This window comes from Sorangium sp. So ce117, assembly GCF_051524395.1.
GTDB lineage: Bacteria > Myxococcota_A > Polyangia > Polyangiales > Polyangiaceae > Sorangium > Sorangium cellulosum_B.
The window spans coordinates 3,310,022-3,323,394 of the sequence record NZ_CP150309.1; the positions used below are offsets into that span (position 1 = coordinate 3,310,022).

General features: G+C 73.9%; 6 protein-coding genes. 2 read left to right on the top strand and 4 right to left on the bottom strand.

Annotation, left to right across the window (positions count from 1 at the left end; all coding sequences use genetic code 11):
• The first annotated feature begins 101 nt into the window (after nt 1–101).
• On the top strand, nt 102–2,270 hold the full coding sequence (locus tag WMF46_RS12540) for a serine/threonine protein kinase (protein ID WP_437985832.1): 2,169 nt from the start codon (nt 102–104) through the stop codon (nt 2,268–2,270).
• Nucleotides 2,271–2,289: 19 nt separating this feature from the next.
• On the opposite strand, the gene WMF46_RS12545 is transcribed toward WMF46_RS12540, so the two are convergent.
• The 3 genes from WMF46_RS12545 to WMF46_RS12555 are packed head-to-tail and all read right to left on the bottom strand — an operon-like array spanning nt 2,290 to nt 5,649.
• A complete protein-coding gene (locus WMF46_RS12545) occupies nt 2,290–4,749 on the bottom strand; it encodes a SpoIIE family protein phosphatase (protein WP_437985833.1) in 2,460 nt (819 codons plus the stop codon).
• A gap of 17 nt (nt 4,750–4,766) precedes the next feature.
• Nucleotides 4,767–5,144, bottom strand: coding sequence for a hypothetical protein (locus WMF46_RS12550; protein WP_012234954.1), 378 nt, complete (start codon nt 5,142–5,144; stop codon nt 4,767–4,769).
• Nucleotides 5,125–5,649, bottom strand: a complete 525-nt coding sequence (locus tag WMF46_RS12555) for a hypothetical protein (RefSeq protein ID WP_437745763.1) — start codon at nt 5,647–5,649, stop codon at nt 5,125–5,127. Before WMF46_RS12555 ends, WMF46_RS12550 begins: the two co-directional genes overlap by 20 nt.
• 478 nt (nt 5,650–6,127) lie before the next feature.
• Between WMF46_RS12555 and WMF46_RS12560 the strand changes: the two genes are divergently transcribed.
• Complete coding sequence (locus WMF46_RS12560; RefSeq protein WP_437985834.1) at nt 6,128–9,184, top strand: PQQ-dependent sugar dehydrogenase; 3,057 nt, start codon at nt 6,128–6,130, stop codon at nt 9,182–9,184.
• Between the two features lie 21 nt (nt 9,185–9,205).
• On the opposite strand, the gene WMF46_RS12565 is transcribed toward WMF46_RS12560, so the two are convergent.
• Complete coding sequence (locus WMF46_RS12565) at nt 9,206–13,273, bottom strand: serine/threonine-protein kinase (protein WP_437985835.1); 4,068 nt, start codon at nt 13,271–13,273, stop codon at nt 9,206–9,208.
• Between the last annotated feature and the right edge of the window lie 100 nt (nt 13,274–13,373).

Genomic DNA, 13,373 nt, shown 5'->3' on the forward strand with positions numbered 1-13,373 from the left:
CGAGCCGCTCCGGCGGCGCGCCGGCGATGCCCGAGGCGGCGGCGTGGCTCCCCCCCCGGCAAGTTGTTCCACGCCGCGCCGGGTGCGCTATGGTCGTTCACGTGCTCACAATACCCAGCGATGAAGAGGCCCTCGGAGGTCTGCAGGGTGCCACGATCGGCAGCGACCTCTCGCCAAGCATCGGCTACCGGATCGTGTCGCGCGCCGGGGCCGGGACGATGTTCGTCTCGTTCTACGCGGTCCGCACCGCGCCCGAAGGCGAGACGCCCGTGGTCGTCAAGATCCTCCGGCCGTCGCTCTTCAGGCAGATGGGTCCGTCGGCGGCCGTCATCGTGAAGAAAGAGGCGGTGTCCCTCGGCCGCCTCAACGAGCAGGTCCCTCCGACCCCCTTCGTGGTCCGGCTCATCGACACCGGCACGTTCGAGGTCCGCCGCGGCACGAAGGCGCTCAACCTCCCCTGGATCACCATCGAGTACGTGCACGGCGGCGTGCAGGGCGTGACGCTCCGGCAGCGGGTGCAGGGGACCATCCAGGCCACGGGCCACGCGTTCGATCCGGCGCGCGCGACGCGCGCCATCGAGTGCATCGCGAGCGGGCTGTCGGCGGTGCACGACGTCGGCGTCGTCCACCGGCAGCTCACGCCGGAGAGCATCCTCTGCTGCGGCTCCGGCGACGACGAGCTGTTCAAGATCAGCGACTTCGGCATGGCGCGGCCGCGCGGCATCCGCGAGACGATCATGGCCGGCGTCGTCGGCAACGCCGGGGTCGCGCCGCCGGAGATGCTGTCCGCCGATCCGAGCACGATCGGCCCGTGGACCGACATCTTCAACCTCGCGTCCGTCATCTTCTTCCTGCTGACGGGCGAGGAGTACATCATCGCGGAGTCGCAGGCGCAGGCGCTCATGGCCGCCATGGCGCGCACGCGCCGGAGCATCGTCGAGACGCGGTGGCTCCACCCGGCGCTGCGCGGCAACGACCAGGCGTGCAAGTCGATCGACTTCGCCCTCCGCTGGGCGTCCACCGGCGAGGCGCAGGAGCGCCTCCAGGAGGCGGTGGCCGTGGCCGCGATGCTCTCGCCGTACCTCCGCCCCGCGTCGCCGATCTCCGCGCTGGAGCAGCGGATCGTTGCGAGCGCGGGGGAGCAGCGCGTGCGCGCCGCGGAGGAGGTCGGTCCGATGACCGTCCCGTCCACGCACATGAACGCGCCGGTGCAGCTCAAGGGGGAGCTCGGCCAGACGCTGCTGTCGCCGCGAAGCGCCAAGGCCGCCGAGCGCCCGAGCCAGGACCGTCCGATCGAGGCCGAGATCATCAGCGCGCCCCCGCGCGCCTCGCGGGAGCCCGCGCCGCGCCTGTCGGCGGTCGTCGAGCGCTGGACGTGGAGCGTGCTCCACCACCCGAGCCTCGATTCGGTCATCCGGAGCGTGGCCTGGGACGGCTATGGCCGGTGCCTCGCGGCGGCCACGGGGGGGCTGCTCTTCTGGAACGGGACGAGCTGGAGCGAGGCGTCGTCCGGCGGCCTCCCGAGCCCGCAGGGCGTGCGCTTCGTGCACCGGATCGGGCCCGGCCGGTGGCTCATCGGCGGCGACGCCTCGACGCTCGCCGTGTACACGACGGGCGGCGTGACGGGCGTCTTCCAGCTGCCGGGAGAGCCGCAGAGCCACGTCGCGCTGAGCGGCGACCTCGAGGACATGGGCATCCTCGTCTCGACGACGCCGAACGATCCGCGGCCGCTCCTCCACGCGTTCATCGCCAAGCGCTGGCTGCGGCCGATGCCGGCCGACGGCGTCGCGCTGCTCGCCGCGGTCGCGCGCGTCGAGGACGAGCGGTGGCTGGTCGTCGGCCGGTCGACCAAGGGCGAGGGGCTGGTCGCGCTCTACGCGCCGCTCGACTGGCACCTGGAGCGCATCCCGGCGCCGCCGGCGCGGGCGTTCGTCGCGTGCGCCGGGCGGCCCGATCTCGGCGTGGGCATCGCCGTCGGCGCGGAGGGCAGCGTCGTCTGGCGCTACGGGCAGAGCGTCTTCACGGAGATCATCGAGCCGCGGCGCGCCCTGTCGGCCGCGACGATCGACGCGGAGGGGCGCGCCTGGGCGGGCAGCGCGGGGCGCATCTGGGTGCGGCGCGGCGGCATCCCGCCGATGGCGGGGGTGTGGGAGTGCGTCTGGGAGAACGACGCCTGGGTCGGCCCGGTCGTGTCGCTGTTCGTCGACGGCGAAGTGGTCGTCGCCATCACCGCGGACGGCGGGATCATCGAGGGCCGCGTCACCGGCTGACGAGCCCGGTGAGCCGCCATCACCGCGGCGCGCGGTACCTGCCCACGACGATCGTGATGTCGTCGTCCGGGCTGGGGCACCAGCCGTCGACCTCCCGCAGGATCCGGTCGCGGATGTCGTCGACCGGCGCGTCCTGGGCGGCCTCGACGGTGGCGCAGAGCCGCGAGAGCCCGAACTGCTCCCGGTGCGCGTTGCGCGCCTCCGTCACCCCGTCGCTGTAGAGCACGAGCAGGTCGCCGTCCTCGAGGAAGAGCTCGGCGTCCGTGGTCATCGCGTCGATGGACGGCAGGACGCCGACCCAGACGCCGGAGCTCGGGATGCACTCGCTCCTCCGCGTCCTCGCGCGGCACACGATGATGTCGTCGTGCGCGCCCGCGAACGTCACCCGCCCGCCGCGCTCGTAGCGCAGCAGCAGCAGGGTCGCGTGCTCGTCGCGCTTCAGCCGGTCGCGGATGTTGTCGTAGATCGCCCGGTTGAGCGCCGAGACGACCTCGCCCGGGCGGGCGCCCGGATCCCTGCGCGTCATGGCCGCGACCATGCTCTGGATCATCAACATGACGAGGCCCGCCACGAGCCCGTGCCCCGCGACGTCGCCGATCCCGAGCCACCCGCCGTCCCGGGTGGGGAGCACGTCGTAGTAGTCGCCGCCGACCTCCGCGGCCGGCCGCATCATCGCGGAGAGCTCGAGCCCCTCCACATGCAGGTGCGTCGGGACGAGCGTGGTCTGGATGTGCTTCGCGACCAGGGTCTCCTGGTGGACCCTCTCCTGCTCCAGCCGCTCGCGCACCTCGACGTGCCGGACGATCTCCCGGTGCATCGACACCGCCTTCATCGCAGAGCCGATCTGGAGGCGCGCCGCGTCGTAGACCATCTCGTTCGCGCCGCTGTTGACGAGCGCGACGCCGTAGTCCTCCGTCTCGCCGAACGTGAGCGGCATCGCGACGACGCTCCAGCGCTCCGACGAGCTCAGGAATCCGGGCGGCGCGAGGCGCGAGGACGCGAAGCTCGCGGGCGGCGGCTCCACCTCGCGGCTGTTCTCCATCAGAAAGAGCGACTGCAGGGTGGCGCGCCGGGGATCGTCGAAGAGCGATATGGCGACGTGCGTGAGATCCAGCTTCGGCAGCTCCGCCGCGAGCGTGCGCCGGAGCGTGGGCATGCCGAGGCAGGTCGAGAAGAACATGCCCGTCCAGCTGAGGTTGACCGACGCGCGCTCCAGGTACAGCCGCTTCTCGCCCTCGGCGCGGACGGAGGCGTGGCTGATCAGGATGCGGCACGTGTGCCAGAGCCGCTCGAGGCGGTCCTCGGAGGCGCCGCCGGGCGCCCGGCCGATCCTCGAGCGGAGCAGCGTGATCGCGCCCTGGAACTGGTCGAGGGCCACGCCCTCGCGCCCCGCCGCGTCGAGGAGGTCCTGGAGCGCCGTCAGGAAGCGGCCCTCCCGCCCGCTCAGCTCCTCCTCGAGCGCGGAGAGCAGCTCCCGGGGCCAGGCCTCACGCGACGCCGCCGGGACGGTCACGCACCGCGCGAGCGCGCGCTCCAGCGGCTCCCGCTGCGCGGCGATGGAGAGCGGCTCGCGGCGCGGAGGCGCCCCGGTCGCGCGCGGGAGGGCAGCGTAGTAGCCGCAGCCGCACGACTCGCGCCGCGTGAGCTCGACGGGGAGGAGGCTGCACTCCGGCACGCGCTCGCCGCGGAGCTGGCGCACGACCGTCTCGACGGCGAGCGCCCCGAGCTCCTTGATCGGGTGGCGGACGGTCGTCAACGACGGCCTGGTGACGCGCGAGACGGCGACGTCATCGAACCCGCACACGAGGACGTCGCCAGGGACGTCGATGCCGTGCGCCTTCAGCGTGTCCATCGCGCCGAGGGCCATGTTGTCGTTGCCGGCGACGACGGCATCGAACTGGACCCTGCGCCCGAGCAGCTCGCGCATCGCGCGGCGGCCGCCGTCGATCAGAAAGTCGCCGTACACGAAGAGGCGCTCGTCATAGGGGAGCGCGCGCGCCTCGAGGGCCCTCCGGTACGCCACGGCGCGCAGCTTCGCCTCCTCGTTGTTGGCCGGCCCGCTGATGTAGGCGACGCGCTTGCACGCGTGGTCGTCGAGCACGTGCGCGACCGCCGCCTCCCCCCCGACCGCGTTGTCGACGATGACGCTCGGGATGCCGTCCAGCGCGAGCCCCACGCTGCACACGGGCAAGGGCGCGAGCGATCGGCAGAACTCGTGCGCTCCGTCGGGGCCGACGTGGTTCGTGAGCGCCGACGACATGATCACCGCCCCATCGACCGTCGTCGCGCCGATGAGCGAATAGATCCCGCCCCGGGCGTCCAGCGTGTAGCCCTGGCGGGCGCGCGTCTCGCCGAAGGCCACGATGAGGTTGACGTCGTGCGCCTCGGCCGCGCGCTCGACCCCGAAGCGCGCCTCGGACTGGTACTCGCCGCAGAGATAGTCGGTCAGGAGGGCGATCGTGTGGCGCTTCGCCGCCATGATCTATCGCTCCCCGTTCACTTGTCGTGGATGGAGACGAGGCCGGGGGACATGCGCTCCAGGGCCGCCAGGCTCCGCCGCTGCCACCCGAGCCTCGCGTCCGTGACGAACCGGATCTTGCAGCTGGGGCCCTGGCCGGTGACGCCGGAGATGAAGGCGATGAACGCCTTCAGGCAGCTGGAGTTCAGGAAGTACAGGGCGCGTATGTCGAACTCTACCGCTGCGAGCGAGAGGCGCCGGACCTCGTGCTGGACTTCCTTGCAATAGGCGCCGAGCGGGGCGGCCGCCGCCATGTCGCCCGTCCCGGTGAGCTTGATACTCAGGCGATCGCCGAGCAGCGCCGGCTCGATGCCGAAGCTGTCCGTGGTGATGCGATCAACCCTTAGGCTGTCCATTCATCCTCCACCGCTCGAGCGGCGCGTGCGCGATGATCGTGAGCTCGTTGCCCTCGATCTTGTAGTCGACGTCGAGCCCTCCCTCGGCGCGGACGCGCGCGAGGCCGAGGCCGGAGACGCCCTCGACCATCGCTGTCTCCGTGATGAGGTCGTCGTAGTGCTTCAGCGGGTCGCTCGCGGTCTTCAGGTCGAGCAGCCGCTTCTCGACCTCTCGCAGCCGCTCCGGCGACGCCTCGTTGCGCGCGCGGATCTTCATGATGTGCGACGTCTCGTCCTCCTCCAGCGCGAGCTCGAGGCTGACGCGAGGGCCGGTGGAGTATTTGGTGATGTTCTCGGCGAGCTCGTGCGCGGCCATGTAGAACCGCGAGCTCACATTCGCGTCGTCCAGCACCGCGCCGCAGAAGCTGGACACCAGCCGCAGCACCGCCGTCGCCAGGCGCTCGCTCGGAAAGAAGGTGATGCAGAGGAATAGCGAGGCGCTCTGCGTGGGTTCGGGGGATGACACAATCTGTTATGTTACGCCGCCCTCGCGCAGGATCCAACCACTAGTTCTGCTGGCGGCGCGGCTTCTTGCTCGGCTCTCGTGAGAGCGTGAGCGCGGGCGACGAGCGCGGAACAAGCAGGGCACCCGGAGCGAGCTCCGCCATCGCGCCTCCGATGTGATGCGGTTCTCACCTAGGAATGTGATGCGCTTCGCAGTTCGCGCGACGAGCGCGCTTTCCTCCAGGGCATAACGCGACGCGTCGCCCGCGGCGGAGTGGCATGCTCGTTGATGACGAACGTGGCGTCCATCGGTGCCCAGGTGTGTCCATGGATCCGGTGCGGCCACCGCGCGGCTCGCGCACATACGCCTTCACCTGAGGGAAACATCCGGCCGGGCGACCCAGCAAGGAGGGTATTGCTGTATGGAACAACGATGCTTCTCGCTCGGGCCGCCCTGGCCACTCGGGCCGTCGCGCCGCCGCCCACGTCGCTTGGCGGCGATGACGGGCGTCCCTTTTCTCGTGATGCGCGGCGTCCTGGCCGGCGCCGCTGCAGCGGCGGCGATCGGCTGCAGCACCGCGCCCGGGACGGAGGGCGAGCCCGGGCGCCCCTCCGGCGCGATTCACGGCGTCGGAGAGGGGGATTCGGCGGCGCTCGGAGCGGCCTCGGCGGCGCTGTCGAGCGATGGTGCGGTGTGCGTCACCATCCAGCGTGGAACGCTCGGCACGGTGAGAGACGCGACACTGTGGCAAAACGCTCCGGGGTGGAACGACTCCGCATCTCCGAACCTGTCGACGGGGTGGGCCGCGGGCGCCGGCCGCCGCCGGTCTGTCGTGTACTTCGGGCTCTCTCCCGTGCCCGTCGGCGCGACGGTCCTCTCTGCCTCGCTGGTCTTCCATCAGACGTACGCGGTGGAGAGCAGCGCTGTGAGCGTACACCGCGTCACGGTGCCGTGGGACGAGCGCACCGTCACCTGGTGGAGCATCGGGGACAGCGGCTTTGAAGGCCAGAGCGCGGCGACCCTCGCGGCCGAGGCCGGCGTCGGCGCTCGCGCGACGGACGTGTCGGCGCTGGTGCAGTCGTGGGCGCTCGGGACGGCGCGGAACGACGGCGTGCTGCTCGACGAGGATCGCGCGCACACGACCTACCTGAGGAGCAGCGAGATCGGCAGCGCGCAGGAGCGCCCGAGGCTCGACGTCTGTTACGTGACCTGCTCGGACGGGGTGATGAACGGCCTCGAGGTGGGCCTCGACTGCGGAGGGCCGCGCTGCGCTCCCTGCGCGGCCGCGTCGAGCGCCGCCGCGTCGAGCTCGACCGGCGCGTCGAGCGCGGCGGACGATGAGCCGTGCGCCGACGGGGCCGCGCTGCCGCCCGATCCGCTGCCGCCCGCGCGGCTCTCCCAGACCGGGCTCTACGCCGACATCACGACGCGATCGCGGGCAGCGCGCACACGCGAGTTTCGTCCTGCTTACGAGCTCTGGTCGGACGGGGCGGCGAAGCGGCGCTTCGTGTACCTGCCGCCCTGCTCCACCGTCGACACGAGCGACATGGATCACTGGTCGCTGCCGGTGGGCGCGCGCTTCTGGAAGGAGTTCCGCGCGGAGGGCGTGGCCGTGGAGACGCGGTTCATCCACCGGTTCGGGCCGGGCATCGACGACTGGCTGTTCGCCGCGTACGCGTGGGATCCGGCGAGGAACGACGCGTTCCTCGTCGAGGCGGGCGTCGAGGACGCGCGCGGGACCGCGCACGACATCCCGCGGACCGCGGACTGCTGGGAGTGCCACGGAAAGCTCCCGGAGCGCGTCCTCGGCTTCAGCGCGCTGCAGCTGAGCCACGATGGACCGGGCGAGACGATGGCGTCCCTGAGCGACGCCGGGTGGCTCACCGTCCCGAGGCGGGGAGGGGTGCGCCCGCCGGGAGACGCCCGGGCGGCCGCCGCGCTCGGCTATCTCCATGCCAACTGCGGCAATTGCCACAACAGCACCGGCGTCGCGACCTTGCGGACACGCCTCCTCGCGGCGAACACCACGGTGGAGAGCACCGATACGTACACGACCGGCGTGGGCGTGACACCCAGCTTCTGGGAGCCCGGCGCGCTCTACCGGATCACGCCGGGAGATCCCGAGTCGAGCGCCGTCGTGCGGCGGATGGAGCACCGCGGCTCCAGGACGCAGATGCCCCCGATCGCGTCGGACGCCGCCGACGCGGCGGGCCTGGCGGCTGTCCGCTCGTGGATCGAGGGCCTCGGGCCGCCGCCCGAGGCAGGGAGCGGCGGTGGCAGCGCGGGCGGCGCCGCAGGCGGCGCGAGCGTTGGCGCCAGCAGCACGAGCGCGAGCTCCGGCAGCGGTACCAGCGGCAGTGACGGCTCCGGCAGCGACGGGTCCGGCAGCGTCGGCTCAGGCGCCGGCAGCGACGGCTCCGGCTCCGCGTGCGCCGGGGTGCCGCGCCTGAAGCTCACGCAGGTCGCGGCCGGCCTGGCGACGCCCGTCTTCCTCGCGAGCCCGCCGGGCGACCGATCGAGGATGTTCGTCCTCGAAAAGGACGGCGTCGTCCGCCTGATCAAGGACGGTGTCCTCCGGTCCACCCCGTTCCTCGAGCTCCGCGGCGGGACATCGTGCCCGCCCTCGCCGCCGGCGAGCGCGAACCCGCTCGTGTGCGCGCCCAGCCCGACCGCGGAGGGCGGGCTGCTCGGGATGGCGTTTCACCCGGGCTACGCGGAGAATGGCAGGTTCTGGCTCTTCTACACCGCCGCGCCCAGGGGCAACGTCACGATCGCCGAGTTCCGCCGCTCGGCCTCGAACCCCGATGTCGCCGACACGTCGGCGGGGAGCGTGCCTGTCCGGACGCTCCTTGACGCGAGGCACGGCGGCTGGAACCACGTGGGCGGCACGCTCGCGTTCGGCCCCGACGGCTACCTCTACGCGTCCGTCGGCGATTCGGCCGTCACGCCGTATTCGGCCTCTCCGGCGAAGGATCTCTCGTCTCCGCTCGGCAAGATCCTGCGGATCGACGTGGACAGCGGGCTCGGCCCGCCAGGCAACCTCTCCGGCGCGGGCGTGAACCCGCTCGTCTGGGACTACGGACTGCGCAATCCATGGCGCATCAGCTTCGACCGGAGCACGGGGGATCTCTACATCGCCGACGTGGGACAGAACGCCTGGGAAGAGCTCGACATCGAGCCCGCGCGCACCGGGCGGCGCAACTACGGATGGCCTGCGATGGAGGGCGACCACTGCGTCGCCGCCGGGTGCTCCCGCGTCGGCGTCGCGCCCGCCGTGGAGCACGGCCACTCTAGCGGAGAGGGCGGCTCGATCACGGGCGGCTACGTCTATCGCGGCTCGGCGATTCCGTGCCTCCGGGGAAGGTACGTTTACGGCGACTACGGGACGCACCGCTTCTGGACGTTGCGGTGGGACGGATCGAGGGTGCGGGATCACGTCGAGATCACGGCGGACCTCGAGTCGCGCCTGCCCGCGGCCTCGTTCGGCGAGGACGCCGCGGGCGAGCTTTACGTCGTCATGCTGACCGGCGAGGTGTTCCGCGTCGATCCGAGGTGAAGGCCCCGCGCCCCGGCGTCGCTACCCCGCGAGCTGCCCGTCGCCCGCCCGGAGCTTCGCGAAGCGCGGGCGCCAGGCCCGGCTCTGGGCGAGCAGCGGCGCGGTGCGCGCGAGGAGCAGCGCCAGATCCTCGGGGCGGCCGGCGTCGAGCAGGGCGCGCGCCCGCCAGTAGAGGAGCTCGACCCGCTGATCGGCGCTGAGGCCACCGCCCAGCTCGCCGGGCGGCTCCCCCTCCTCGCGCGCCGTCGCCCGCGTGCGCGTGCTCTCCATGCCGGACCTCGGGTCCTTCACGGCGAGCTGCATGACGCCGAGGAGGGCCTGGGCGTACGGCGGCAGATCCGCGACCGCCCCCTGCGCCCTGAGCCACCGGAGCTGCCGGCTCGCGTCCGCGTGCTCGTCGCGCATCGCGTGGATCCGCGCGAGCAGGAGCGCGCTCCTGTAGGCCGGCCTGTCCTTGAGCTGATCGTCGAGCGAGCGCGCCTGCCGCACCAGGGGCAGCGCCTCGTCCTCGTGCCCCCAGAGGTAGAGCAGCTCCGCGAGCTTGATCGTCGCGTCGCGCTCCGCCAGGGCGCTCGCCTCCTCGCGGGCCAGCTGGACCGCGCGCCGGAGGTCCGCCATCGCGCGATCCGGGGCGTCGAGCGCCGGCCAGAGCTCCGCGCGGCGGACGAGCGCCGCGCAGAGGTGGGCCCGGTCGCCGCGCTCCTCGCAGCTGCGCACGGCGTCGTCGAAGCGCCGCTCCGCCTCCTCGAGCTGGCCGGACCGCGCGAGCACGCAGGCCAGCAGCGTGAGCCCGGTCACGTACGTGTCGTGATCGGCCTCGCGGACGCGCTCCACGCCGTGCTTGAGCCGCTCGAGGGCGTCGTCCAGGTTGCCCTTGCGGAAGGCCGAGCGGCCGGCCGCGACCTCGAAGCGCGCGGCGAGCGCGGCGTCGGCGCGGCCCTCGCGGGCGTCGAGCAGCGGGATCACCTCCTCGACGCGCGCCGCCGACTCCTCCCAGGCGCCCGCCCAGTCGAGCGCGGTCGCCTCCTCGAGCAGCGCCTCCGCGATCATCCGCGGGTCCTTCATCGTCCGGGCCAGCGCCCCCGCGGAGCGGAGATCGTCGAGCGCCTCGCCGGTGCGCAGGACGCGGTAGCGCACGCGCGCGCGGCCGAGGAGCGCGAGGTACCGCTGGCGCTGATCGTCGCCGTCGGCCCAGAGGAGCGCGGACGCGTAGTGGCCCTCCGCCACCGCGTTGTTGTGCTGGTCGCGCTGGAGATCGCCGAGGAGCAGGTACGCGTGCGCCGCGCGCGCGCGCGCCCCGGCGGCCGCGGCGTGCCGCGCGATCGGCTCGAGCAGATCCGGCGCCCTCGGCCGGGCCTCGGCCATGAGCTCCCAGACGGCGAGCGCGTGCCGGTGCATCGCCGCGCGCTGGTCCTCCGCGAGCAGCGCGTAGATGGCCTCCTGCAAGAGCGCGCTCCGGAAGGCGTAGCTGGCGCCGCCGCAGAGGGTGCCCTCGCCGTGCGCGGCGCCGTGCGCGCCGCGGGGGACGAGGAGCCCGCGCGCCACGAGCGCGCGAAGCGCGCTCGGTACGTCGACGAGCGCGCGCAGGGCGCTCGGGACATCGACGTGGTCGACGCTCGCCGCCGCCGCGTCCTCGCGCTCGCCCTCGCGCTCGAGCGCGCGTTGCACGCTCGCCGCCACGTCCTCCGAGAGCTCGAAGCCGAGCACCGCGCAGAGCCTCGCGCACGCGGCGAGCTCCGGCGGGAGCGCCTCCAGCTGCCCCGCGGCGAACCACTGCCACGCGGGCGACGGCGGGAGCCTCTCCAGCTCGGCGGTCGCGAGCTGGTGGCCGCTCGATCTCGCCCGCAGCCGCACGAGGCCCGCGCGCTTGATCGCCCGGGTGAGCTCCACGAGGGCGCGGGGGTTGTAGCCGGCCCACGCGCAGATGCGCCGGAGCATCGCGCTCGGCGGAGGCTCCGCGGGCCGGAGGAGCTCCGCGCAGAGCAGGAGCCCCGCGGCGTCGTCGAGCGGCGGGAGCGCGACGTGATCGCGCGCGTGGCCGCGGGCGCTCAGCGCGTGGCGCCGCGGCGCCAGCGAGCAGCGCGCCGGGGCGCCGGCGAGCAGCACCCAGAGCGAGACCGACGCCTCGCGCCGCGTCGCGAGGTCGAGCGCGTCGAGCGTGGCGCCGTCGGCGAGGTGCGCGTCGTCGACGATCACGATGACGGGCCGATCCATCGCGCTCCGGCGGAGCCCCTCGGCGAGCGCCCGGATCACGCTCCCGCGGCGCGGCGGCGGCCGGCCTGCGGAGCCGCCCGGCCAGCCGAGGATCGCGGCCACGGCGGGCCACACCTCGCCGCCGAGCGGCTCTCCGAGCCGCTCGACGCAGAACGCGCGCGGGTCGCCGGGCGCCGCGAGGGCGCCGTCCCTCGCGCCGAGCACCTCGGCGAGCAAGGCGGCCGCGGTCCGGCCGTAGCCGCCCCCGGGGCGTGCGCCGAGCTCCGTCTCGGCGCGCAGCGAGATCACGAGCGCGCCGGGGTGCGCGCGCCGGCTGCTCTCGGCGATCTCCTCGGCGAGGCGCGACTTGCCGGCGCCGCGCTCGCCGATCAGCGCGCAGAGGCCGGGCCCGAGGCCCGCGAGCGCGCGCTCGCGGCTCTCCTCGGCGGCGCTCTGGGCGTCGCCGCGCCCGACGAGCGGCGGCGCGGCGCGCGCGGCGTCGCGGTGGCCCGAGGGCGGGGGCGCGTCCGGGGCGAAGAAGTAGCGGCCGTCCTCGCTCGCCGCGGCGACGTCGAACCCGGGATGGGCGGTGACGAGCTCGGCGCTGAGCGCGATGCCGCGCCACGTATACGAGGGGAGCCACGACTCGGGCCGCTCCACGGCGATGCCGGCGGCGTGGGCGCCCTCGGCGTCGCGGCGGAGCTTCAACGGCGCGATGTGGATCGCGAGGGGCGCGCCGACCGAAGCGACGATCTCCCGCCCCGCGAGGAGCGCGCGCTCCGCGGCCGCCTCTTTCGGGCCGGGGAACATCGCGACGAAGCGGTAGCCGCGCTGCCGCGCGAGGTGCCCGTCGTGGCGGGCCACGGCGGCGCGGACCTCGGCCTCGGCGCCGCGGGCCTCCAGGGCGAGCACCACCGTGTCGTGCCGGTCCGTGGAGCCGGTGACGGCGTCGTCTCCCGCGGTCGCCGCGGCGCCGGCGGCGCCGCCGGTCAGGGCGAGCGCCTCGGCGCCCGCCGACGCGAGCGCGGCCCGCAGGCCCGCGGCGTCGGCCGGGCGGCGCGCGCGCTCCTTGGCGAGGCAGGCGAGGACGAGGGCCTCGATGGACGGCGGGACCGGGGCGATCTCGCTCGGCCTGGGGGGGATCCGGCCGAGGTGCCCCTGCGCGACGTTCGCGGGATCGCCCGCGAACGGAGGGCGCAGCGTGAGCAGCTCGAAGAGGAGCGCGCCGAAGGCGTAGAGATCCGCGCGCGCGTCGAGCGGCTCGCCCCGGAGCCGCTCGGGCGACGCGACCTCGGGCGTCCCGAGCATGGCGCCCAGCGTGGTGAGCGCGCTGTCGGCCGGGTGGCAGACGACGCCGCGCTCGCGCTGCGTGAGGCCGAAGTCGAGGAGCCGCACGCCGCCGTCAGGCTCGAGGAAGACGTTCTCGGGCGCGAGATCCAGGTGGACCAGGCCGCGCTCGTGCACCACCTGGAGGCAGCTCAGCACGCCGAGCGCGACGTCGAGGGCGGAGCGCAGGTCGGGCGCGGCGCGCAGGCCCTCGAGGTGGGCCGCCAGCGTCTCGCCGCGGAGCCGCTCCATCGCGATGTACGCGCGGCCGTCCTCGAGCACGCCGTTCTGGAACAGGCGAGGCGAGGCCGGGGGACCGAGCTGCTCGAGCGCCCACGCCTCGCTGCGGAACCGCTCGCGCGCGAGCAGCGAGTGGGCCCTGCTGATCTTCAGCACGGCGGGAGCGCCGTCCTCCGACCGCGTCGCGGCCCAGAGGACCGAGAAGGCGCCCGCGGCGAGCGGCGAGCCGACGCGGAAGCCCGCGACGGACGGCGGCGTCTCGGTGTCGAGATCGACCGGCGCCGGGCGGGACGGCGCCGTGGCTCCGTCCGTCGAGCAGGAGGTGAGCACTGCGAGTCGGCGATGGCAGGAAGGGCAACGCGGCAAGAAGACCTCGGATGACCTCGGGTGGGGCCCGGCGCGATCCGTGACCGATATTACCGGTGTTGCG

Excerpts from the sequence above, each read along its gene's own strand:
- WMF46_RS12560 (WP_437985834.1), top strand. The coding sequence starts at position 6,128 with ATGACGGGCGTCCCTTTTCTCGTGATGCGCGGCGTCCTGGCCGGCGCC.
- WMF46_RS12550 (WP_012234954.1), bottom strand. The coding sequence starts at position 5,144 with ATGGACAGCCTAAGGGTTGATCGCATCACCACGGACAGCTTCGGCATC.
- WMF46_RS12545 (WP_437985833.1), bottom strand. The coding sequence starts at position 4,749 with ATGGCGGCGAAGCGCCACACGATCGCCCTCCTGACCGACTATCTCTGC.